Source organism: Arthrobacter sp. PGP41, from assembly GCF_002953935.1.
Lineage (GTDB): Bacteria > Actinomycetota > Actinomycetes > Actinomycetales > Micrococcaceae > Arthrobacter.
The window spans coordinates 3,276,366-3,298,064 of sequence record NZ_CP026514.1 but is presented as its reverse complement, the minus strand read 5'-3'; the positions used below and the strand labels follow the sequence as shown (position 1 = coordinate 3,298,064).

Genomic DNA, 21,699 nt, shown 5'->3' with positions numbered 1-21,699 from the left:
AGCCCTTTCCCCGGGCGGAGGCGGAGTTGTAGGCGCCCTTCTCGGACTCGGGCCCGGAGTCGGAGGTGCTATCCGGCGTCCGAATTCCCGGCTTGCAGCCACTGCTGGAATGTTTGGCGTCCGACGGCGGCACCCGGCGCCGGGATCAGCGCGCCGCTGCGCATGGCTTTGCCCATCCGGCCTGGCAGCACTGCCTCCAGGACCTTTTTGCGCTCGCCGGTCTTCGCGAGATAGGAGCGCACGAGGTCTGCGAGTTCCTCGGCCCGCGGCCCCCCGAGGTCATTGATCCGTCCCTGCGGTCCCGCCTCCGCGGCGTCCACCAGGGCCTCGGCCACCTCACGGGCAGCTACGGGCTGGGTGAACATTTTTGGAACGGCCACCAGCGGGCCCACCGTCCCGATCTTCACCGTCAGCGGGACGAACTCGTGGAACTGGGTAGAGCGGAGCAGGGTCCACGGGACGCCGCCGTGGCGGACCTCGTCCTCCTGCACCAGCTTTCCCGCATACAGGCCGGACGTGACGCCGTCGATCCCCACGATGGAGAGTGCCACGTGGTGCTGCACGCCCGCTTCCTGTTCCGCCGCGAGCAGGTTCTGGGTGGCATTGGTGTAGAAGTCCACGGCCTGCTTGGTGGAGGTGGTCTGGATCCCGGAGACGTCGATCACGGTGTCCATACCGGCGAGGGCCTGGGCCAGGCCGTGCCCCTTCACCAGGTCCACGCCCTCCGCACGGCTCAGGCTGACGACGTGGTGGCCGCGTTCCTTCGCTACGGCTACCACGTGGCGCCCGACGGTACCGGTTCCCCCTGCAACGGCGATCCTCATGGAGAAATCCTACGTAATTACCTCGATGGATGGTTTGCTCACCGGAAGGTTATTTCCTGCTCTGTGGCGACGACCCAATGCCCACGCCCTCCAAGCAGCCGAGGGCATCGGCCTGGACTCCCTGCCTTCTACAGGATCACCGCCCAATGGCGCCCGGAGGGAGCTCCGGTTCCGCAGGGCCCAACTGCTTCCCTGATCCGCGGCATTCACCCTCCGGGGTCCCCTGAAGCCCATTTCAATTGACTTTCGATAGGTAGTAGCCGAAACTCGATACATGCAAATCACCCGCCTGGCCGTTACTGCCCTACGGATGGTGCTCGTTGCCGCCTTCCTCCTCCTGGTCCTGTTCCAGGTCATGTCCATTCCCGGACAGTTCGCCCATATGGCGCAGGAGAACCCGGAGCGGGCGCACCTGCAGTGGCCGTTGACCATGTTCTTCATCCTGGAGGTGGCCTGCGTCCAGGTGGTGATCGTCAGCACGTGGAAGCTGCTGACCCTTGTCAAGCAGGACAGGATCTTCAGCCGCGGCGCCCTGGTGTGGGTAACTGCCATTGTGTGGGCAATCGCGGCCGGCTGGACCATGCTCGCCGCGCTCGCCGCCGTCGTGGTCCTCAATGCCGACGATCCCGGACTGCCGCTCCTGCTGCTGCTGGTCCTGGTGGCCGGCGCCGCCCTGGGCCTTGTGGTGGTGGTGCTCCGCGCCCTGCTCCGGCAGGCTGCTGACCTCCGCGCGGACATGGAAGCGGTCATCTGATGCCCATCGTGGTGCGCATCGACGTCGAACTGGCCAAACGGAAGATGAGCGTGGGGGAGTTTGCCGAACGCGTGGGCCTCACGCCCGCCAATGTTGCGGTCCTGAAAAACGGCCGTGCCAAGGCGGTCCGCTTCAGCACGCTGGAAGCGATGTGCCGGGTCCTTGAGTGCCAGCCCGGCGACCTGCTGGAGTTCGTGGAGGACTAGAGCTGCGCCGTGATGCCTGTGGCGTGGAATCCTAGGATTCCTGGACGTCCCGCCGATAGTATCTGAGGCAGGAATAGGTCAGGCTACTTACGGTTGGTGAGCACATGGTCGAAGCGGCACCCGCAATGGTTTCGCCGGTTATCCGCCGGAACAACATCACCCTGTCCGGCCGCCCTGATGGGCCGGTGATGCTGTTTGCGCATGGTTTCGGCTGCGACCAGGACATGTGGCGCAGGCTCCTGCCGTATTTCGCCGATGACTACCGGCTGGTCCTCTTCGACCATGTGGGCGCCGGACGCTCGGACGCCTCTGCCTACGACCGCACCAAATACGGATCCCTGGACGGCTATGCGGCTGACTTACTGGAAATCTGCGCGGCCCTTGACCTGAGGGACGTCATCGTCGTCGGCCACAGTGTCAGCGCAATGATTTCCGTACTTGCGGCGGTCCAGGAGCCCGGCCGCTTCTCCCACCTGATCCTGGTGGCGCCGTCGCCCCGCTACACGAACGACCCTTCCGACGGCTACGTGGGCGGATTCTCGCGGGAGGACATCCAAAGCCTGCTGGACTCCCTGGACAGCAACTACTTTGCGTGGGCGGCGGCCCTCGCGCCGATGGTAATGGGCAACCCGGACGAACCCGGACTGGCCGAGGATCTGCGCGGCAGTTTCTGCCGGACCAACCCCTCCATCGCGCGGCACTTCGCCAGGGTTACGTTCCTCTCCGACACCCGGAATGAACTCGGGAAAGTACGCACCAGCAGCCTGATCCTGCAGTGCTCCGACGATCTGCTCGCGCCGCCCGAAGTGGGAACCTACTTGAACCGTCAGCTGGAACGCAGTTCGCTGGTGCACCTCAAGGCCACCGGACACTGTCCGCACGTCAGCGCACCGGAGGCAACAGCGGGGGCCATACGGCAGTACCTTGCCACCGGCCCGTGACCGGCGCCCAGGCCGGCGGGCCGGCGGACTTCGAGTCACTGTTCCACAAGGCGCCGTGCGGCTACCTGGTAACGGACGACGGCGGGAGTATCACCGCGGTCAATGAAACCTTTGCGCACTGGTCGGGTTATGCCCCTACGGAACTCCTGGGAACCCGGCTGCAGTCCCTGATGCCCGTCGGCGACCAAATGCTATATTCCACGCACTGTATTCCGCAGCTGGGCATTGCCGGAGCCATTTCGGAAATAGCCGTAGAGATTATTGCCGCTGACGGACGGCGCCGCGCCGCGCTGCTCTCGGCCTCGAGGTCTCCCGGCTCCCCGCAACATGCCGCCAGTGTCCGCGTCATCATCTTCAGCGCCCACGAACGCCGGATGTACGAAAAGGAACTGGTGTCCGCCCTGCGGGAGGCCGAGGAATCCGAAGCCCGGCGGGCGCAGGCCGAAACGGAACTGCAGCACCTCGCGTTCCACGATGCCCTGACCGGGCTCCCCAACCGGGCGGGGCTGAAAGCCAAGCTCAAGACGGTCCTGGCGGATCGCCCGCCAGCCGGCGGCACCTTGGCTGCCCTTTTTATTGACCTTGACCATTTCAAGGCCGTGAATGACAGCCTTGGCCACGCGGCAGGGGACGAGCTCCTGAAGTCCGTGGCACAGCGCCTGGCGCCGGCCGCTGGCGAATCGCGCACCGTGGCGCGGCTTTCCGGGGACGAGTTCCTGGTGCTGGACGTGTTCGGGTCCGCCGAGGAAGCAACAGCACTCGCGGCCAGGATCCTGGACGTCCTCAGCGCCCCGATCCTGCTCGAGGGCCTGGAGATCGTTACCTCCGCCAGCATTGGAGTGGCGGTATCCGGGAATGAGCCGGAAAACCTTGACGACCTTGTCCGCCGTGCCGATATCGCCATGTTCCGAGCAAAGGCGCTCGGCCGCAACCGCTGGGAGATTCACCAGCACGCGGAATCAGACCCCACCGTGGACCGGCTCCGCGCCCTCGGAGAGCTGCGCCGGGGGATCAGTGACGGTGACCTGCGCGTCCACTACCAGCCTCGCGTGGACCTGCGTACCGGCCATGCCAGCGGAGTGGAGGCGCTGGTCAGGTGGCAGCACCCGACGCGCGGGCTGCTGCCGCCGTCGGAATTCATCACCATGGCCGAGGAATCAGGCCTGGTGCGGCCCCTGGGCGCGTGGGTCCTGGATGAAACCCTCAGGCAGGCAGCCAGCTGGCGCCGCGAGGGGCGCCGTGCCGCGGAGCTCGACGTTGCGGTCAACCTGTCAGCCCGGCAGCTGAATGACCCCGGGTTGGTGACGATGGTGGAAGATGCCCTCCGGCTTGCCCGGATCGACCCTGCCGTACTGCTCCTGGAAATCACGGAAACAGCCCTGATGGCGGATCCCGGCGCCGCCCTCGAGTCGCTGACTGCCCTCAAGAAGCTGGGCGTGGGCCTTGCCGTGGACGACTTCGGCACCGGCTACTCCAGCCTGACCTACCTGAAGAAATTCCCGATAGACGAATTGAAGATCGACCGCTCCTTCATAGGCGGACTGGACTCGGACCACGGAGACGCCGCGATCGTGGGCAGCTGCATAGAGCTGGCGCATGCGGTGGGCCTGCGGGCCGTTGCCGAAGGAGTGGAAACGTCCGGCCAGTTGCGAACCCTCAAGGAGATGGGCTGCGATCTTGCCCAGGGCTTCCATTTCAGCCGCCCACTTCCGGCGCCGCGCCTCAAGGAATGGCTGGATGCACACCCTGGGGGTGGCAAGGACTTTCAGTGAAGCCGGGAGTGCAGCTACCCGTCTATTCGGATACAGCTGCACTCACAGGCGTGGAACACGAAGGATAAGGTTGCGGCTGGCTCCCTGGCCCGACGATTGGGCGCTTCGGGTGCGTTGCCTTAGGTGCCTAGGCGGCGATGAGGGCCGGCGAAATCGAATAAGCGGCGCGGCGGCCGGCCCCGGCGTCTGCGCGCGGTGCCAGGACGCTGATGGTACAGGGTGCCTGCTCCGGATCGATCTTGGCCGGCAGGTGGTGTGTTGCGGAGGACGCATGGAGCATTTCCAGCGCTTCCGGGTCCACCCGGGCGTGGGAAATGTCCAGCTTCAGGTCGAGGCCATTCCGCAAGGAATTGGCGCGTTTAACTACTACATAAAGGGCGTTGACGCTGTGGATGGTGACGTGCCCCTTGGCAATCACCAAGGCCCTGGCGTGGTCGAGATCTACACGGACAACAATGTTCAGCTTGGAATTCAAGTTGTAAAGCCTTCCCCGGCATTGGCTGCGACGCTGCAGCTTCTTGCTATGGCCTGTTTCTTAAGCCTCAATCAGAGTAGGGGCTGAATGTGATGGACGCAACACCAGGGCCATTATTACAACGGTTAGGGTTTCCCCGTTGCCGGAAGCTTTGTATGGTCCTGGCGCCCCGCCAGGCCGAGGGCCGCTTCCTTCAAAGCCCGTGGAAGGAAAGGCTTGGTGATGTAGGCAGCGGCTCCTGATGCCATCCCGGAAAGGACGTCCTCTTCTTCTGACCTGGCGGTGAGGAACAGCAGCGGCGCCTGGCTCACTTCCCGCAGGGCCCGGGCAACTTCATGACCGTCCATGTCCGGCAGGCCGACGTCAAGGGTAATCAGGGACAGGGATGGGCCGGCGGCGGTGCACGCGGCAATTCCCTCGGCTCCGGACTCGGCGGCCAGCACCTTGAATCCTGCACGGCCCAGCACGGCGGTGATCAATCCACGGATGTCCGGGTCATCTTCTATGACCAGGCAAACGCTCTGTTCTTCCACATGGCCCCCAGCTCTCGCAATTGCCAAAAGTCTAAGGCTGGCATGCCGGTCATGGGCAAACAGGAGACATATTTCTTTCCGGCTCCCACCCGGATCCTCGTACCGGCGCTGGCGGGGTCAGCCGATGATGGGCCGTTCCTCCGGCAGCCGGAACAGGCGCGGGCGGGCCGCCAGGGCCAGGGCGGAAGCCACGGCCACCGTTCCGATGCGCCCGGTGAACATCAGCGCCATGAGCACCCATTTCGCTGCCGGGGGAAGGTCGTACGTGATGCCGGTGCTCATGCCCACGGTGGCGAACGCGGAGATGGATTCGAATAGGACCTTTTCCAGGCTGTAGTCCGTGAACATCAGCAGGAGCATGGTTCCAATGACGACGGCGGCGATCCCCAGCAGTGCGACGGACAGGGCCTGCCGCTGGGAGGACGAGCTGATGGAGCGGTGGGCGATGGTCACCTGGTCGCGGCCGCGGACTTCATTCCAGATGGCGAAGCCCAGCACCAGGAACGTCGTGATCTTGATACCGCCGGCGGTACCGGCGCTTCCGCCGCCGATGAACATCAGGATGTTGGTGACCATCAGCGTTTCCGGGGCAGCGGCACCGTAGTCGATGCTGTTGAAGCCGGCGGTGCGGGGAAAGACGCTGCCTGCGAAGGAGCCCAGGATCTTGCCCGTCAGGGAAAGCGGGCCCAGGGTTTCGTTCCTGTTCCACTCGAAGGCCGCGAACAGTGCGAAACCGGCCACCAGGAGCAGCAGCGTTCCGTAGATGGTCAGGCGCAGGTGGACAGACCAGTTCTTCGGCGCCACCTCGGCGCGGGTGAGCTGGATGATGACCGGGAAGCCGAGCCCGCCGGCAATAACGGCCAGGCAGACCGGAACGATGATCCACGGGTCTTCGGCGAAGCCGATCAGGTTGTCGCTGAAGAGGGAAAAGCCCGCGTTGTTGAACGCTGAGATGGCATGGAACAGCCCATGCCACAGGGCGGTGGCAGGGTTCTGGTCGTAAGCGATCCAGAACCGGGCGGTCAGGATTAAGGCTGTTGCGGCCTCGAAGGTGAGCATGATTTTTGCCACCCGGAGCAGCACCGCCCGGACGTCCCCCAGGTTCAGGGTGTGGGTCTCGGACTGGGCCACGAGCTGGCCGCGCAGGCCGATGCTCTTGCGGACCAGCAGTGCCAGGAGCGTTGCCAGGGTCATGATGCCGAACCCGCCTACCTGGATGAGGCCCAGGATGATGCCCTGCCCTAACGGTGTCCAGTAGGTGGCGGTGTCTACGGTGATAAGGCCCGTGACGCAGACGGCGGAGACGGAGGTGAACAGGGCGTCGATGAACTCCGCGGAGCCCCCGTCCTGCCGGGCTGCCGGGATCATCAGCAGGGCCCCGCCGGTGAAGATGACCAGCAGGAAGGCCACCGGGACGGCCCTGACGGGGTGGGTCAGCAGGCGGCGGACAAAGTTGTCCTTTCTGCTTTCCTTCCCGCTCCTGGCGTCCCGGAGCATCTTCTGGATTGCGGCGACGTTGGCCGGTTCCGTGCCGGGGTTCCCGGCGTTCGGGGAATTCGACGGCGGCGGGCCGCTCCTGCGCAGGCTCATCCTACGTGGATGCCCGGGCGGCGGTCCGGGTCGGGTTCGTTTTCGCGGATGATTTCCCGGACCACCGGGGCGGTGTCCCCGCGGCCCAGGAGAAGGTAGCGCATCAGGTGGGCCAGGGGGTTTCCTTCGGACCACTCGAAGTAGGCGTGCGGTTTGACACCCGTGCCGTCGCGCAGTGCAAGGAGGATCGCGGCGATGGCGTTGGGGGCAGCGGGGCTGTTGGCCCGCAGGATCCTGTGGCCGTCCACTTCCACGCCACGGACTTCCAGGGTGTCGCTGAACTCGGAGGGGTCGGTGATGTCGATTTCCAGGAAGATGACATCAGCGGTGCCGGGCACGGGGTTGTTCTCCCGCTGCACCGCTTCCTTGTCCCTGTACTCGGCGCCGTCCCGGTCCTGCGGACGGTTGGCGATCAGGTTGATCCTGCCGTCGTACTCAAGCGTGTCGCTGATGAAGCGGCGCGCGCCGTCGTCGAACTCTATTTTGTCCACGCGCAGCTCCGTGGTGCGGCTGACGCGGGAGACGAGGGAGATGGCAATGATGCCGAGGATGAAGAACGCGGAGATGGTGATGCCGTCCGGTTTCTCGATCACGTTGGCGGCCAGCGCATAGAGCATCACCAGCGTGAGCACAGTGAAACCGATGGATGCCGCGCGCTGCTTCCGGCGGATGGCGGAGATGGTGACGGCGATGGCGCCGGAGACCATCATGGCCAGGATTCCGGTGGCGTAGGCGCCGGCCTGGGCGTTGACGTCCGCTTTGAAACCGATGGTGATCAGGATGCTGATGGCCGTGTAGACCAGCACCACCGGGCGGACGGCGCGGGACCAGTCCGGGGCCATGCCGTAGGAGGGCAGGTAGCGCGGCACGATGTTGATCAGCCCGGCCATCGCGGAGGCGCCGGCGAACCAGAGGATGAGGATGCTGCTGATGTCATAGACGGAACCGAAACCGTTGCCGAGCTTTTCGTGGGCAAGGTACGCCAGCGCACGGCCGTTCGCTTCGCCCCCGGCCTGGAACTGTTCGGCAGGGATCAGCACCGTGGTGACGAAGCTGCTGCCGATCAGGTAGACGCTCATGATTACCGCCGCTGCGGTCAGGAGCTTGCGGGTGTTCTTGATCCGGCCGGCGAGCTTCTCTTCCGGAGTTGCGCCTTTGGACGCCACCAGGGGCATCATGCTGACGCCGGTCTCGAAGCCTGACAGCCCCAGGACCAGCAGGGGGAATGCCATGAGGGCCGGGCCGATGACCCCGCCCAAACCTCCGCCGGAGGAGGTGAGGGCGCCGGTCCAGCCGCTCAAAGCGCCCGGAGTAGTGAAGATCTCGACGACTCCTGCCCCGATGATCACGGCATTCATCAGCAGGAACACCGCCACCAGCGGGATTGCCACGGCCACGGCTTCGGAGAAACCCATGAGGAACACCCCGCCCAGGATCAGCAGCAGGACCACGGTGATCGCGACGGCCTGGCCTTCCAGGAAGTGGGGCAGGAACGGGTTTTCGAGCAGGTGCACGGTGGCGTCGGCGGCTGACAGGGTGATGGTGACGATCCAGGACGTGGCCACGAAGCCGAGCAGGATCAGCACGAAGACCTTTCCCCGCCAGAACGGCAGGAGCCGTTCGAGCATGGCCACGGACCCCTGCCCGTGGGGGCTTTCCTTGGCCACCCGCCTGTACATGGGCAGCATTCCGAGCAGGGTCAGGGCCACGATCAGCAGGGTGGCGAGCGGAGACAGTGCACCGGCGGCCAGGGCGGCAATGCCGGGAAGGTAGGACAGGGTTGAGAAGTAGTCCACCCCGGTGAGGCACATGACCTTCCACCAGCGATGCTGCGGGGCATGGGCTTCTGCTGCTTCCGGGCCGACAGGCTGGTGCACCCGGTGCTCAAGCAGCCAGCGGGTGAACGCGTTGCCGGGCACTGTCTCGCGTTCGGGGTTGGGAACGGTGGCGGGGATGGAGAACTGGGCGGAAGCCGTCAAGGGACGTGTCTTTCTTTACTGCCGGATGAGGGCACGCGGTCCCCGTTTCCAGGCGCGGCACTGTGCTGATAACCACCGGAGCGTAACACCGGGCAGGTCTTGTCCAACGGGCGTTTCCGGGGATCTTAATGCTTTCTTAACGCCTCTGCTACAGCAGTGCAGGGTGCAGCGGAACAGGGGCTCGCCGGTGCTGGACGGTCACTCCTGGAAGCGGTACCCCAGCCCGGTTTCCGTGAGCAGGTGCCGGGGATTGGCCGGATCCAGTTCGAGCTTCCGCCGCAACTGTGCGAGGTATACCCGCAGGTAGGCCGTCTCGCCCGCGTAACCGGGGCCCCACACCTGCGTGAGGATTTCCTCGTGCGTGACCAGGGCGCCGCTGTTCCTGACCAGCATTTCCAGGATGTTCCACTCGGTGGGCGTCAGCCGCACGGGCACTCCGCGGCGGGTTACCTGTTTGGCCGGCAGATTAACGGTGAAGTCATTCGTCTTCACAACAGGGGAGTCCCCCGGTGCCCCCCGGCGCAGGGCGGCGCGGAGCCGGGCAAGGAGTTCATCCATGCCGAACGGCTTGGTCACGTAGTCGTCCGCGCCGGCGTCCAGGGCCTGGATCTTGTCCTCGGATCCGTGCCGTGCAGAGAGGACAAGGATGGGTACGTCGTTCCAGCGCCGGAGGCGGCGGATGACTTCGACGCCGTCCAGGTCGGGAAGCCCCAGGTCCAGGATGATGATGTCCACCGGGTGCTGCGCGGCCTGCTCCAGCGCGCTCTGGCCGGTAAACGCGGTCACGGTGGAGTAGCCCCTGGCGTTCAGGTTGATCTGGAGCGCACGAAGGATCTGGACCTCGTCATCAACGATCAGGACTGCTGCCATGATGCCCCCCTTGTGCCGGATTCCGGCGCGGCGCCGGTGGAGAGCGGCAGCCGGACCACCATGGTCAGGCCCCCGCCCGGAGTGGGTTCAGCCAATAGGACCCCGCCCATGGCCTCGGTGAATCCCTTCGCGACAGCCAGGCCAAGGCCGATCCCCGTCCCGGGCGTGGTGTCATCCGCGCGCTGGAAGGGGCGGAACATCGCCAGGACCTCGTCGGCAGGGATGCCTGAGCCGTGATCAACCACGGTGAGCTCGCTGGCAGGAACATCCCCAATTCTCGCACTCCCCGCACCTCCGACCGCCCCGGCAATCACCACGTCAGAATCCGGGGCGTACTTGAGCGCGTTCTCCACCAGGTTGGCGATGACGCGCTCCAGCATCCCCGGGTCTGCATCTACCGGGGGCATGTTGTCCGGCAGCAGCACCCTGAGCCGCTCCGAGTCCGTTCCCCGCAATGCCTCGCCCACCACATCCACCCAGTAGACGGGGCGGATGAGCGGCGCCACGGAATCGGCCGTGATCCTGGACATGTCCAGGAGGTTGCTGACCAGCCGGTCCAGCCTGTCCGCGCCGTGTTCAATGGTGGCCAGGAGTTCTTCCTGTTCCTCGGGTCCGAAGGTGATGGTTTTGTCCCGCAGGCTGCTGGAGGCCAGCTTGATGCCGGCCAGGGGGGTGCGCAGGTCGTGGGACACCGCCCGCAGGATGGAGGTCCGCATGGTGTTGCCTTCGGCCAGGCGCAGGTTTTCGCGCTGGCTGGCAGAGAGTTCCTCGCGCTGCACCATGGCCAGCAGGTGCGCGCCGAAGGCAGCCAGCAGCCGCCTTTCGTCCTGCGAGAGTTCCCTTCCCGTCAGGGTGAGCATCCTGTCCCCGTTCAGTTGCTCCACCGTGTCCGCCTCCGAAACTTCAGCGGGGCGGGGTTCGCCGGAGAATTCCTGGAGCTCCCACGCCGCGGACCTGCCGGTCCCGCGCCTGGCCCACAGCCCGGTCCCTTGCACTTGGAAATGCTCCCTGACCTGGTCAAGGAAGGCGGGGATGCTGTTGCCTTCGGCGACCGCCCTGCGGCTCAGTTCACCCAGCACGGCGGCTTCCGCGCCGGCTATGTGTGCTTCCTTGCTGAGCTTGGCCGACCGGTCCACCACCAGCGAGACGGCCACCGCCACCAGGACAAAGATCAGCAGCGCCAGGACGTTTTCCGGATCGATGACTGACAGGGACCCGACAGGCCGGACACTGAAGTAGTTAACGATCAGCCCCGCGACGACGGCCGCCGCCACGGCCGGCCAAAGCCCCCCGAGCAGGGCCACACCCACAATGCCGGTCAGGTGGACCAGCATGTCCGTTGACAGCTGGTTGTGGGGGAGGAGGTCCAGGACGAACTGCAGGACAGGGGGAAGCCCCACCGCCAGGGCAAACGCGGGGATCTCCCGGCGCCGCCCCAGCCGGGGAGGCGTCCGCCTCTGGCCGCCGGAGGGGCCGGGAAGGTGGTTGATGAGGTGGACATCCATGGTGCCTGCGTCCCGCAGCACGCCGGCTGCCACCCCGGTCCGGCCACGTAGGGGGGAGCGGCGGGAGGGGGACCCCACCATGACCTGGGTGGCGTTGATGCTCCTGGCAAAGTCCACCAGGGCCTGCCCGACGTCCCGTCCGCCGATGGCGTGGAAGACGCCGCCGAATTCCGCAGTGAGCCTGCGCAGCATCGCCAGGTCCTTGCCGGACTCCGCGGATGCCTCCGTGCCGGTGCGGACGTGGACCACGTGGAGCTCTCCGCCGGCAGCCGCGGCGAGCATCCTTGCAGCCCTGCGCACCAGGGCCTGGTCGCGGCTCTTTCCGCCCACCCCGACGGCGATCTTTTCCCGGGCCGGCCAGCTCTCCCTGACCCTCTTCAATTCCTTGTAGCCGGACAGGTCTGCGTCCACGCGCTCAGCCAGCCACAACAGTGCGAGCTCCCGCAGGGCGGCGAGCGTGCCGATGCGGAAAACGCCGGCAAGCGCGGCGTCGGCCTCTTCGCGGGTGCCGTAGATCTTTCCGTCCGCAAGCCGCTGCCGCAGCAGCTCAGGCGAGGCGTCCACGAGTTCGATCTGGCCGGCGCCCCGCACCACGGTGTCCGGGACAGTAGGTGACTCCTGCTCTCCCGTGACCTCCCGGACCGCGTCGGACAGCGATTCCAGGTTCCTGATGTCCAAGGTGGAGATGACATTGATCCCGGCTTCGAGCAGGGCGTCCACCTGCTCCCACCGGCGCACGCCGCCCGATGCAGCGGCGTAGTCGTCGACCAGGACGATGTCCGGGGCCCGGTCCTTAATGGCCTGGACGTCCAGCCCGCCTTCCAGGCCCTGGCTCCCCGGTTTCGGGCACAGTTCCAGGCCCGCCAGCATCTCTTCATTGTCGGCACGGTCTTTGGCAGCGACAACACCAACGACGACGTCGAAGCCCTCTCCGGCCAGCCTGCGGCCTTCTTCCAGCAACGCAAACGTCTTGCCTGCCCCGGGCGCAGCCCCAAGAAAGATGCGCAGATTACCTCGTGCCATGGCTCTATTGTTCCCCCTGCGCGCACGGCGGCATGGCTAGAGTGATGGGTGGACTGAAGGGCAGGGGCCGCATGACGGAAGAAACGCAGACGGGTATGGCCGGGACGGTCCTGGGTGAGCGCTACAGGGTTGGCCAGGTAATTGGCGACGGCGGCATGGGGAGCGTCTACCGGGGCACCGACGTGGTGCTGGGCAGGGAAGTGGCGCTGAAGGTCTTCCGTGCCGACGTCACCGATCCGGAGGAACTGCGTAGGCAGCAGGCAGAAGCCCGGATGCTTGCCGGGCTGAACCACCCCGGCCTGGTGACGCTCTTCGATACGGGAACCCTGTTGAGCGGCGGGCGGGAGGTGCCTTTCCTGGTGATGGAGCTGGTCAGCGGGGTGGACCTGCGCGGGCACCTGGCCTCGGGCCCGCTGCCCGGAGCCGAGGTGGCCCGCCTGGGCGCCGAGCTCGCGGGTGCGCTGCAGTACATCCACCACCGCGGTGTGGTCCACCGCGACATCAAACCAGCCAACATCCTCTTGACCCGCTATACGGCGGATTCCCCCTTGCGCCCCAAGCTGGCGGACTTCGGCATCGCACGGATGCTCGACGGCGCCCGGGTCACCGCCACCAATATGGTGCCGGGGACCGCGGCCTACTTGAGTCCGGAGCAGGCCAGCGGAGAACAGGTTGGACCGGCGGCGGACATCTATGCGCTGGGGCTTGTGCTGCTGGAGGCACTGACCGGGAAAGTGGCATTCCCCGGGCCGCCGCTTGAGGCCGCAGTGGCCAGGCTCTCGCAGGACCCGGATATTCCTGATGCCCTGGGTCCGCGCTGGACGCCGCTGCTCGCCGCCATGACTGCGCGGGACCCCCGGGCACGGCCGGAGGCCTCGGGCGTGGCCGCGGAACTCGGCACGGCCGGAGACCGGGGCGGGCTGGCCAATGCAGCCGGCGGGGCAACGGCCGCCACGGAAGCCCTTCCGCAGCCCACCCGCGTCCTCCCGCCCCTGGGGCCCGGGAATGCTCCCGAACCGTCCGGGAACCCCGAGCCCGCTGGACCGGCAGGTACCCGGGGGCCAAGGATTCCCACCCTTTCCGGCAGCGAAGCAACCAACGTGACGTCGTGGCAGCGGGCTCCCGGGGCAGGAATCCCTGAAGCCAGGGCAGGAATCCCTGAAGCTCCCGCCCGCGGACCATCAATCGCGCAGCGTCCGTGGAAGAAACCCGGCACCTTGAAGGGCCGCCGGCCCTGGATCCTGGCCGCCGTCGTCGTTCTTGTGCTGGTCCTCGCGGCATTCCTGTTAACCTCCATCCAACGCCCCGCCCCCGCCCCCGTGGAAACACCCCAGCCGGTCATCACCGGACCGCTGGGCGAGCACTTCAAGGAACTGGAAGAGAGCGTCACGCCATGAGCCGGACAAGATACTCAGTCCGGATCCTGGCCGTCTGCCTGGGGCTGGTGCTGTTCACGTCCTGCGCCGGCGCGTCGGAGCTGGATGCAGGAACGGCGGAAGACCTGCAGGCCCGGGTGGCGTCCGCTAAACAGCTCGCCGCGCAGCAGGACTTTCCGGCGGCGCTCGCCGAGCTTCAACAGCTGGGCCAGGGCGTGGCAACCGCAGCGGAAAAGGGCATGATGTCGGCCGAACGGAAGGCGCGCGCGGAGGCTGCGATCAGCAAAATCAGGGCTGAGCTCGAGGCGGCGCAGCAGGCGGCGGAACCGCAGCCCGCCCCCTCCGCGGAACCAACGGCCGCTGAGGACCAGGAGGAAGACGCCCAAAAAGAGGCTGAAGAGCAGCCCGAGGATGCCAAGAAGGACGCCGGGAAGGGTAAAGGCAAAGGCAACGGCTAAGGGCAGAGTAGCCACCAGGCCCTTAGTACATGCTTGCCTGAATACATCTTCGGATGTACTTTAAGTCCATGGAATCGCTTACCCATGCCCCCGTGCTGTCCAGGTTCGGTTACGCGGTGTCGGACGCAACCCGTGCGCGGATTCTTTTGGCCCTCTCCGAAGCGCCGGCTTATCCGTCGGATTTGGCTGACTCCCTGGGGGTCTCGCGGCAGAGCATGTCCAACCACCTGGCCTGCCTGCGCGGCTGTGGACTGGTGGTTGCTGTCCCGGACGGGCGGCGGAGCCGCTACGAACTTGCGGACGCCAGGCTTGGCCACGCCATCAAGGACCTGATCGGTGTTGTCCTTGCCGTGGACCCGGCCTGCTGCGCCCCGGACGGGGAGTGCGTTGCATGACGCTGCTCCACACACCAACCCCGGAACGCCGCGCAGTGTTGAGCCGGAGGATCCGGCTGTTCGCGGCCACCACCATCAGCTATAACGTCATCGAAGCCGTAGTGGCACTCTGGGCCGGCGGAACCGCGGACTCCTCCGCGCTGGTGGGCTTCGGCCTGGACTCCGTCATAGAGGTGGCGTCCGCCCTGGCGTTGTCGTGGCAGTTCACCGCCAAGGATCCGGAGCGGCGCGAGCACCTGACGTTGCGGATCATTGCCATTTCCTTCTTTGCCCTTGCCGCATTCGTGAGCGTGGACGCGGTCCGGTCACTCACGGGCGGGGGAGAAGCCCGGCACTCGGCGCCGGGAATCGCAATCGCAGCCTTGAGCCTGGCGGTCATGCCCGTCCTGTCCTGGGCGCAGCGCCGCGCCGGGCGGGAAATCGGCTCCAAAACCGCCGTGGCCGATTCCAAGCAAACGCTGCTCTGCACGTACCTCTCGGCCGTACTGCTGGTTGGACTGGTCCTGAACAGCGCTTTGGGCTGGTGGTGGGCCGATGCCGGTGCCGCCCTGGTCATCGCCGCCATCGCCGTTCGTGAAGGCATCGACGCCTGGCGGGGTGAGGCCTGCTGCCCCGTCCTGCACGGCGGTGAGGGCAGCGGCCCTGATGAAGTAGACGCTGCGTGCTGCGCCGGCTGCGGGGACGCGGCCCAGCAGGACAAGCCGGCACCGGAAACCCCGGCATCCGGGCCGCCGCCGGCCGGCCGCTGAGCGCCCGTCTCCACCCCAGGGGAACGTCCGGGCCACAGTTCGGGAACCAGGATCCGGGATCCGCACTTTCCCCTTCCCCCGCCAGTTGGCGCGGGTGGATCATTTAGCCATGGACAAGCGCGCAAGCCGTGGCGGCCATGACGCCGCCGAAGGCGCGGAGGCCGCGGAGCCACCGGACGGGCCAGGGCAACCAGGGGAACCGGGCCGGCCGGACCACGTGGTGGTGTTCGTCCACGGCATGGGCCGGGCCCTCAAAGGCGGCACCCTGCAGGAATGGGCCCAGCCCCTGATGCTGAGCCTGCACGATCTCTCCCTGGACATGGTGCCGCGCACCGCGCATCCGCACCTGGTGATCACCAAGGCGAACGCGGTGGGGGACGCACCGGAGGTGCTGGTCAAGGTCCTCCGCGGCGTTGCCGGCCAAAAGCCGGACTATCTGACTGTTCTCATGACCGAGGCGTCCTGGGGCAGGGACTTCGAGCCGGCGTCGGCCGCGTCCACCTACTCGTGGGCGCTGCGCACCGCCCTGCGGGTGTACATGCGGTCCGTGCAGCTGATCAAATGGAACCTCCATCCCGGCCAGCGGAAGGACGTCCGGTGGCTCGGCGCCTGGCTGCGGCAGCTGGTCCTTACCTCGCTGGCCGCGTTCGCCGGGTTCTTTATCCTGCTGGCGGTGCTCGTGGTGCTGTTGCTGATCATCATCCTGGCCTGGATTCCGGGGCCGGGACGGTGGATGGGGAAGCTTGTGTCCCTGTTCGCGGACTTCCTGGGCGATCCCCAGGTGTGGAAGCGCAAGCCCCTGCAGGCTGCGGCCATGCGGCAGCGGGTGGTGGACACGCTCCAGCGCTGGGACCACGGCACGGGCACCGAGGTGACCGTGGTGGCGCACAGCCAGGGCGCCGCGATCACCGGGCAGGTCCTGTTCCAGAACCAGGCCCGCGCCACCAACTTTGTCAGCGTGGGCAGCGGGCTGGACCTGTTGGGCTACGCGCAGTGGGGCGGCGGAACGGGGGAGGACCCCGTGACGGACTGGCTGGCCAACCCCCGGCGCCCCCGCTGGATCAACGTGTGGGGGAAGTTCGACTTTGTGCCCGCCGGGCCGATCTCCACGCACGCCAACGGTCGGCTGCCCGTCTTCGGCAAGATCTATGCCCGGGACACAGAGGGCGACGGCGGTCCGGGCCCCGAGGAACATCCCGTGTACAACCGGTCCGCCCTGATCTACGACCACATTGTCTACTCCAAGAACCGCGTTGAGGTGCTGGATCCGCTGGCGCGGCTGGTCCTGGACCCGCCACCGGACCCTCCCGGGCTGGCGTTCAGGATGCTCGACGGCGACCGGCGGCTCCGCCCGCACCGCGTCATGGTGAAGAGCCTTGGGGTGACGCGGCTTCTCGCCGTCATCACCTCAGCGCTGAGCGCCCCGGCGGCGCTGGCGTGGCTCGGTTCCCTGGACTGGACGCGGAACCTGGTCCAGTGCGGACCGCCCGGCGCCGGCCGGGATCCATGGTGGTCCGCCTGGCTGTGCTCCGGCCCGACGTACCACTGGGCGCACTGGCAGGACCTGGGCGTGCTGGCCGTGACAACCGCCGTTTTTGCCGGCGTGCTGGTGGGACTCCTGAACGGGCCGGTGTGGGGAGTGCTGCACGACCGGCTGCAGCGGCTGCGCAAGCCGTCGTTCCGGCAGTCCAGCGATCCCACCCGGAACCTGCCGGCCAACCCGTGGTGGTACGTCACGTGGTATTTGCTGATCGTGACGGCGGCGGCCGTGGCTGTGCCGTTCATGCTGGCGTGGCCGGACCTGCCCTGGGTTGCGGTGGTGGTGCTGGTGCTTGCGCTCTGGTCGCTCTGCTTCACGCGCACCAGCATCACGGGCCTGCCGGCGCGTACCGGTGAACCCGTGCAGGAGCAAGCGGTTGCCAAACCGCAGCGGGCGGCACCCCAGCCGCCGCCCGGCGTCGTACGTGGCGAACGGCAGGCTCAGCCCACCGGTTCGGCAAGCCTTCCGGCTAACACCGTGACAGGTGCGGCGGACCAGCGCTCGCGCTCAGGCTCATAGGAAATGACGACGGCGGCGTCGCTGTCCCGTGCCTCGTCCATGGCGAGCAGCAGGGCGTCCTCCACATGCCGCGCATACTCCAGCCGCTCCGCCAGCGTGCCCTGCAAGTCGGCGTCGTCGATCAGCACGTGGCCTTTGCCGTCCACGATGACTTTCAGTGAATACCCCTGGTCCTCGTGCAAGGACCCCCTGGTGGATGAAATTTCGGTGACTCTGTCTGCCCGGACCAGCCCGTTGCCGAGCGTGCGGATCCACACTTCACCCATCGAATGACCTCCCCGTTTGTGTGGGCGCGGGAAAGCGCCCCATAAAGCGAACGCTACTCCTTCCCGGGGCGTTTGTGACCCCCGAATTTCACCCGTCCTATTGGCCGGGGCATGGGCGCGTCCGGCCTGCGCCCGGAGGCCCGGCTTCGGTGCGCATGGGCCAGTCCTGCGCACTGACGCCTGCCCTCGCTGCGCCGGACGGCGGCGCCTCGTGGGCGGCCATAGGATAAATCTGATGACTTCCCCGGACGACCCCCAGCCCTTCAGCCTGCGCGGCATGGCGGTGGCCGCTTTCGGGCCCACGCTGCTCTACGGGATCGGCACGGGAGCCATCCTGCCGGTGGTGGCCCTCACCGCCCGCGATCTCGGCGCTTCGGTGGCCGTTGCGGCGCTGATCGTCACGCTGATCGGCGTGGGGTCCTGGTTCTTCAACCTGCCCGCCTCCCTGGTGACCCTCAAATTCGGTGAGCGCTGGTCCATCGTGGCTGCCGCCGCGGCCGCCGGGCTCGCGCTCGCGGCGGCCGGGCTGACGTCCGTGGTCCCCAACGGGCTGTGGCTGCTCGCAGTGGCGATGGCCGTCGTCGGGATGTCCGGGGCCGTGTTCGGGCTGGCCCGGCAGAAGTACCTCACCGAGGCCGTACCCGTGGAATTCCGTGCCCGGGCGCTCTCCACGCTGGGCGGCGTGAACCGCATCGGCGTGTTCATCGGCCCGTTCCTGGGCGCGGCGGTGATGCAGTTCGCCGGAATCAGCGGCGCCTACTGGGTGGGCGTGGTTGCCATGGCGGGAGCCGCGCTGCTGTCCCTCACCATCCCGGACCTGGCCGTTCCGCCAGCGCCCGACGGCGGCTACAAGGGTCCGGAGCCCACCCTCCGCAGTGTGGCGGTATCCCACGCAGGCGTGTTCCTTTCGCTGGGCTTGGGGATCCTGCTGCTCAGCGCCCTCCGCTCCTCCCGGCAGGTGGTCATCCCGCTGTGGGCGGACAACCTGGGCATGGACGCAACTTCCGCCTCCCTGATCTACGGGCTCTCCGGCGCGATCGACATGCTGGTGTTCTATCCCGCCGGCAAGCTCATGGACCGGAAGGGCCGGCAGTTCGTCGCCGTCCCGTCCACGCTTCTCATGGGCGTGGCCCTGCTGCTGATTCCGCTGACCGGGTCCTTCACGGGGCTGTTGCTGGCTGCGCTGCTGATCGGGTTCGGCAACGGGATCAGTTCGGGCCTTGTGATGACGTTGGGCGCCGACTTCTCGCCGGACCGGGGCCGCGGGCAGTTCCTGGGGCTGTGGCGGTTCATGGCCGACGCCGGGTCCACCGCCGGCCCCGTCCTGCTCTCCGGGGTGACTGCCCTTGCCACCCTGGGCGCGGGGATCTCAGCCACCGGCATACTGGGGTTCGCGGCGGCGGCCGTGTTCGCCGTCGTGATTCCCCGCCTGAGGCACCGGCGCAACTACTGAGCCACGCGAGGGCGGGATATCCTCGACAGATGAGTGAACCGGGCACGCCCACGAGGATCAGCGCGCTGCAAAAAGGCGCCTGGTGGCTGCAGGACTACCTATATGCCGCGGGATGGCAGGTCCGCGGCATGTTGTCGCGTGTCCAGCCCGGGTCCTTCCACCAGGGGCACCGGCGGCCGGTCCTGATCATCCCCGGCGTCTACGAAAACTGGCAGTTCATGATGCCGCTCATCCAGTCCATCCACGACGCCGGCCATCCCGTCCACGTGGTCACGGTGCTGCAGCGGAACCAGCTCGATGTCCCCGCGGCGGCCCGGATGGTGGCGCAGCACCTGGAGGAAGCTGGGCTGCGGGATGCCGCGATCGTGGCGCACAGCAAGGGCGGCCTGATTGGAAAGTACGCCATGATGATGCTGGATCCTGAGCAGCGGATCAACCGGATGGTTACGGTGTGCACCCCGTTCTCCGGTTCGCGCTATGCCAGGTACATGCTGCTGCCGAGCCTGCGCATCTTTTCCCCCCGCAACCCCCTGACCCTTGAGCTGGCCCGCGAGGAGGCAATCAACAGCCGGATCACGTCCATCTACGGCCCGTTCGATCCGCACATTCCGGAAGGCAGCGTCCTTCCCGGTGCCACGAACATCGAGCTGCCCACGGCAGGGCACTTCCGGATTTTGGGTGATCCTGAGACGGCGCGGATCATCGTTGAGCAGCTGAACTTCGACGAGCCGTGACCCCGGGACTGGAGAACCCGGATATCGGAGAACCGGATTCGGGGTCCGCGCGGGCGGGGTCCTTCGATGCGGGGTCCCCGCGCGCGGTTCCGGACGAGCCTGACCACTCCCGCTCCAACAGCGCCGTGGAGCGCCGGCAGAGCAGGTGGGCCACTGTGCTGGCGGTGCTGCAGCGGCTGCTGTACCTGTCGGTGACCGTCGCCGTCGGCTGGGCTGTGTACTTTTTCCTGCTCGCCAGGCTCTCCCGTGGCCCTGAGCAGGCGTGGGTGTTCCTGCCCGTCTGGCTGATCCTGGCCTATGCCCTGCTGCCGCGCATCCATAAGATCCTGAGCAGCCTGTACATCCCTGACTACTTCATCGGCCGGGCAAGGACGGGCGACGGCGTGCTGGGCGATCCCGTTAACCTCGCCGTGGTGGGGACGGAGGAAGAGCTGCGGCGGGCCATGCGTTCCGCCGGCTGGGTGGAAGCGGATCCCATCACCCCGGCGACCGCCTGGCACACCCTGGTGTCCACCGTCCTGGGCCGCAGCTATCCCGCCGCCCCGGTTAGTTCCCTGTACGTCTTCGGCAACAGGCAGGACCTGGCGTTCCAGCGCGAGATCGACGGGAACCCGCGCAAGCGGCACCATGTCCGGTTTTGGAAGTGCCCGCCCGGGTGGATGCTGCCGGGCGGCCTGGCCGTGGACTGGGTGGGGGCCGGCACGTACGACAGGAGCGTGGGACTGTCCCTGTTCACGTTCCAGATCACGCACAAGATTGCCGACCGCACGGACGAGGAACGCGACTTCATCATTGCCACGCTGCAGGCAGCCGAGGCCGTGCAGTCCGTGCACGTCATCCTCAACTACTCCAGCGGCTACCACCACCGCAACGGCGGCGGCGATGCCATCCGCACCGACGGTCACCTGCCGATCATTGACCTGTACGAGCCGGGCCGGCCGGATGCTTCTGGCTGACTTCAGTCGTCCGGTGCCCGAATCTCGCATAAGCCCCGAGCCCTATCGAAACCAGGAACAGGGCAGTACCTGTGGCCTCAGGACCGGCCAGCAATCCCGCGGCCAGGACACCGCTGTCCATTGCAAGGGCGAGGAAGTGAATTCTTGCCGGTATCCTCATCTGGCGCGCCTCCCCGCCCTGCATGCTCGGCTTGGCCCGCGGATCAGTCGCGTTCAGGCGCGCCCGTCCGCAGGACCTGGAAATCTGCCCCCAGTTCAACGTCAACTTCGGAACCGTCGTCAAGAACGATTTCCGCCTCGTAGGCGGCGCCGCCCCCGCTCTCCCGTTCCACGTCCCCGATCCGGCCCTTGCCCACGTTCGCCAGTGCGGCTTGGCCTGCCCTGTCGCGGTCTGCAGCGCTCAGCGGCTGTCCGGGGTCGTCGTCCCTGCCCTCCGAGACCACCTGGAACGAGCCGTCGAGTTCCACTTCCACCCGGGTGCCGTTGTTCAACTGAACGTCTACTTCATAGGAAGTATTGGGATCGTTGTCAGTCTCGGCACTGATGACGGTGCCGGGTCCCGTGCGGGCAATGGCCGCGTCGCTGGCCTGCTGCAGGGCATTTCCGGTCAATGGCTGGTCGTCGCCCGGGGTGGTGCCGGCAGTGGCAATGGACGCTCCGGAGATTGCGGCTGCCGCGGCAGCAACGCCTGTAAGCAAAAGAATTTTCCTGCCCATGACGGTCTCCTGTTGTATGGCCCCCAACAGATCCTGATCGATAAAACCAGTGTGCTGCCAAGGCT

General features: G+C 66.8%; 21 protein-coding genes. 12 read left to right on the top strand and 9 right to left on the bottom strand.

Annotated elements, in window-relative coordinates; all coding sequences use genetic code 11:
- Positions 1–68: 68 nt before the first annotated feature.
- The gene (locus C3B78_RS15110) at positions 69–824 is read right to left on the bottom strand and encodes an SDR family oxidoreductase (RefSeq protein WP_104998780.1); all 756 of its coding nucleotides are present in this window, start codon (positions 822–824) and stop codon (positions 69–71) included.
- Between the two features lie 274 nt (positions 825–1,098).
- Here C3B78_RS15110 and C3B78_RS15105 point away from each other — a divergent pair, with 274 nt between their 5' ends.
- From C3B78_RS15105 to C3B78_RS15090, 4 genes are all read left to right on the top strand, one after another.
- Positions 1,099–1,578, top strand: a complete 480-nt coding sequence (locus C3B78_RS15105; protein WP_104998779.1) for a DUF2975 domain-containing protein — start codon at positions 1,099–1,101, stop codon at positions 1,576–1,578.
- Positions 1,578–1,784: a helix-turn-helix domain-containing protein gene (locus C3B78_RS15100; RefSeq protein WP_104998778.1), complete on the top strand. Its 207-nt coding sequence runs from the start codon at positions 1,578–1,580 to the stop codon at positions 1,782–1,784. Before C3B78_RS15105 ends, C3B78_RS15100 begins: the two co-directional genes overlap by 1 nt.
- Positions 1,785–1,888: 104 nt before the next feature.
- Entirely contained in the window at positions 1,889–2,725 is an 837-nt protein-coding gene (locus tag C3B78_RS15095) for an alpha/beta fold hydrolase (protein WP_104998777.1), read from the top strand.
- Positions 2,722–4,497 (top strand): EAL domain-containing protein, encoded by a 1,776-nt coding sequence (locus C3B78_RS15090; protein WP_104998776.1) that lies wholly within the window; start codon positions 2,722–2,724, stop codon positions 4,495–4,497. The genes C3B78_RS15095 and C3B78_RS15090 overlap by 4 nt, the downstream gene beginning before the upstream one ends.
- Before the next feature lie 127 nt (positions 4,498–4,624).
- Here the strand turns inward: C3B78_RS15090 and C3B78_RS15085 are convergent, their stop codons facing one another.
- The 6 genes from C3B78_RS15085 to C3B78_RS15060 all read right to left on the bottom strand — a co-directional run bounded on the left by C3B78_RS15085 (position 4,625) and on the right by C3B78_RS15060 (position 12,472).
- Positions 4,625–4,972, bottom strand: coding sequence for a hypothetical protein (locus C3B78_RS15085; protein ID WP_104998775.1), 348 nt, complete (start codon positions 4,970–4,972; stop codon positions 4,625–4,627).
- A gap of 125 nt (positions 4,973–5,097) precedes the next feature.
- Complete coding sequence (locus C3B78_RS15080; RefSeq protein ID WP_104998774.1) at positions 5,098–5,505, bottom strand: response regulator transcription factor; 408 nt, start codon at positions 5,503–5,505, stop codon at positions 5,098–5,100.
- A gap of 117 nt (positions 5,506–5,622) precedes the next feature.
- The gene (locus tag C3B78_RS15075; RefSeq protein ID WP_104999822.1) at positions 5,623–7,002 is read right to left on the bottom strand and encodes a TrkH family potassium uptake protein; all 1,380 of its coding nucleotides are present in this window, start codon (positions 7,000–7,002) and stop codon (positions 5,623–5,625) included.
- 89 nt (positions 7,003–7,091) lie between these two features.
- On the bottom strand, positions 7,092–9,074 hold the full coding sequence (locus tag C3B78_RS15070; RefSeq protein ID WP_104998773.1) for an APC family permease: 1,983 nt from the start codon (positions 9,072–9,074) through the stop codon (positions 7,092–7,094).
- Between the two features lie 198 nt (positions 9,075–9,272).
- Positions 9,273–9,944 (bottom strand): response regulator, encoded by a 672-nt coding sequence (locus C3B78_RS15065; RefSeq protein WP_104998772.1) that lies wholly within the window; start codon positions 9,942–9,944, stop codon positions 9,273–9,275.
- Positions 9,929–12,472: a DUF4118 domain-containing protein gene (locus tag C3B78_RS15060; RefSeq protein ID WP_104998771.1), complete on the bottom strand. Its 2,544-nt coding sequence runs from the start codon at positions 12,470–12,472 to the stop codon at positions 9,929–9,931. Before C3B78_RS15060 ends, C3B78_RS15065 begins: the two co-directional genes overlap by 16 nt.
- 71 nt (positions 12,473–12,543) lie before the next feature.
- Between C3B78_RS15060 and C3B78_RS15055 the strand changes: the two genes are divergently transcribed.
- From C3B78_RS15055 to C3B78_RS15035, 5 genes are all read left to right on the top strand, one after another.
- A complete protein-coding gene (locus tag C3B78_RS15055) occupies positions 12,544–13,869 on the top strand; it encodes a serine/threonine-protein kinase (protein WP_234005407.1) in 1,326 nt (441 codons plus the stop codon).
- Complete coding sequence (locus C3B78_RS15050; RefSeq protein WP_104998770.1) at positions 13,866–14,306, top strand: hypothetical protein; 441 nt, start codon at positions 13,866–13,868, stop codon at positions 14,304–14,306. Before C3B78_RS15055 ends, C3B78_RS15050 begins: the two co-directional genes overlap by 4 nt.
- Before the next feature lie 68 nt (positions 14,307–14,374).
- On the top strand, positions 14,375–14,701 hold the full coding sequence (locus C3B78_RS15045) for an ArsR/SmtB family transcription factor (protein ID WP_104999820.1): 327 nt from the start codon (positions 14,375–14,377) through the stop codon (positions 14,699–14,701).
- Entirely contained in the window at positions 14,698–15,450 is a 753-nt protein-coding gene (locus C3B78_RS15040) for a cation transporter (RefSeq protein ID WP_104998769.1), read from the top strand. The genes C3B78_RS15045 and C3B78_RS15040 overlap by 4 nt, the downstream gene beginning before the upstream one ends.
- A gap of 109 nt (positions 15,451–15,559) precedes the next feature.
- The gene (locus C3B78_RS15035; protein ID WP_104998768.1) at positions 15,560–17,509 is read left to right on the top strand and encodes a hypothetical protein; all 1,950 of its coding nucleotides are present in this window, start codon (positions 15,560–15,562) and stop codon (positions 17,507–17,509) included.
- Here the strand turns inward: C3B78_RS15035 and C3B78_RS15030 are convergent.
- Positions 17,431–17,775 (bottom strand): hypothetical protein, encoded by a 345-nt coding sequence (locus tag C3B78_RS15030; protein WP_104998767.1) that lies wholly within the window; start codon positions 17,773–17,775, stop codon positions 17,431–17,433. The genes C3B78_RS15035 and C3B78_RS15030 overlap by 79 nt on opposite strands.
- Before the next feature lie 235 nt (positions 17,776–18,010).
- On the opposite strand from C3B78_RS15030, the gene C3B78_RS15025 reads away from it, so the two are divergent.
- The 3 genes from C3B78_RS15025 to C3B78_RS15015 are packed head-to-tail and all read left to right on the top strand — an operon-like array spanning position 18,011 to position 20,918.
- Positions 18,011–19,228, top strand: a complete 1,218-nt coding sequence (locus C3B78_RS15025) for an MFS transporter (RefSeq protein ID WP_104998766.1) — start codon at positions 18,011–18,013, stop codon at positions 19,226–19,228.
- Between the two features lie 29 nt (positions 19,229–19,257).
- Positions 19,258–19,962, top strand: coding sequence for an esterase/lipase family protein (locus C3B78_RS15020; protein ID WP_104998765.1), 705 nt, complete (start codon positions 19,258–19,260; stop codon positions 19,960–19,962).
- Positions 19,959–20,918, top strand: coding sequence for an LssY C-terminal domain-containing protein (locus C3B78_RS15015; protein ID WP_234005406.1), 960 nt, complete (start codon positions 19,959–19,961; stop codon positions 20,916–20,918). The genes C3B78_RS15020 and C3B78_RS15015 overlap by 4 nt, the downstream gene beginning before the upstream one ends.
- A gap of 203 nt (positions 20,919–21,121) precedes the next feature.
- On the opposite strand, the gene C3B78_RS15010 is transcribed toward C3B78_RS15015, so the two are convergent.
- Positions 21,122–21,634, bottom strand: coding sequence for a PepSY domain-containing protein (locus tag C3B78_RS15010; protein WP_104998764.1), 513 nt, complete (start codon positions 21,632–21,634; stop codon positions 21,122–21,124).
- Positions 21,635–21,699: the final 65 nt, after the last annotated feature.

What these genes read in the sequence shown, in the direction of transcription:
- C3B78_RS15110 (WP_104998780.1), bottom strand. Translation starts at nt 824, where the DNA reads ATGAGGATCGCCGTTGCAGGGGGAACCGGTACCGTCGGGCGCCACGTG.
- C3B78_RS15105 (WP_104998779.1), top strand. Translation starts at nt 1,099, where the DNA reads ATGCAAATCACCCGCCTGGCCGTTACTGCCCTACGGATGGTGCTCGTT.
- C3B78_RS15100 (WP_104998778.1), top strand. Translation starts at nt 1,578, where the DNA reads ATGCCCATCGTGGTGCGCATCGACGTCGAACTGGCCAAACGGAAGATG.
- C3B78_RS15095 (WP_104998777.1), top strand. Translation starts at nt 1,889, where the DNA reads ATGGTCGAAGCGGCACCCGCAATGGTTTCGCCGGTTATCCGCCGGAAC.
- C3B78_RS15075 (WP_104999822.1), bottom strand. Translation starts at nt 7,002, where the DNA reads ATGCTCCGGGACGCCAGGAGCGGGAAGGAAAGCAGAAAGGACAACTTT.
- C3B78_RS15065 (WP_104998772.1), bottom strand. Translation starts at nt 9,944, where the DNA reads ATGGCAGCAGTCCTGATCGTTGATGACGAGGTCCAGATCCTTCGTGCG.
- C3B78_RS15060 (WP_104998771.1), bottom strand. Translation starts at nt 12,472, where the DNA reads ATGGCACGAGGTAATCTGCGCATCTTTCTTGGGGCTGCGCCCGGGGCA.
- C3B78_RS15055 (WP_234005407.1), top strand. Translation starts at nt 12,544, where the DNA reads ATGACGGAAGAAACGCAGACGGGTATGGCCGGGACGGTCCTGGGTGAG.
- C3B78_RS15050 (WP_104998770.1), top strand. Translation starts at nt 13,866, where the DNA reads ATGAGCCGGACAAGATACTCAGTCCGGATCCTGGCCGTCTGCCTGGGG.
- C3B78_RS15045 (WP_104999820.1), top strand. Translation starts at nt 14,375, where the DNA reads ATGGAATCGCTTACCCATGCCCCCGTGCTGTCCAGGTTCGGTTACGCG.
- C3B78_RS15040 (WP_104998769.1), top strand. Translation starts at nt 14,698, where the DNA reads ATGACGCTGCTCCACACACCAACCCCGGAACGCCGCGCAGTGTTGAGC.
- C3B78_RS15035 (WP_104998768.1), top strand. Translation starts at nt 15,560, where the DNA reads ATGGACAAGCGCGCAAGCCGTGGCGGCCATGACGCCGCCGAAGGCGCG.
- C3B78_RS15030 (WP_104998767.1), bottom strand. Translation starts at nt 17,775, where the DNA reads ATGGGTGAAGTGTGGATCCGCACGCTCGGCAACGGGCTGGTCCGGGCA.
- C3B78_RS15025 (WP_104998766.1), top strand. Translation starts at nt 18,011, where the DNA reads ATGACTTCCCCGGACGACCCCCAGCCCTTCAGCCTGCGCGGCATGGCG.
- C3B78_RS15020 (WP_104998765.1), top strand. Translation starts at nt 19,258, where the DNA reads ATGAGTGAACCGGGCACGCCCACGAGGATCAGCGCGCTGCAAAAAGGC.
- C3B78_RS15010 (WP_104998764.1), bottom strand. Translation starts at nt 21,634, where the DNA reads ATGGGCAGGAAAATTCTTTTGCTTACAGGCGTTGCTGCCGCGGCAGCC.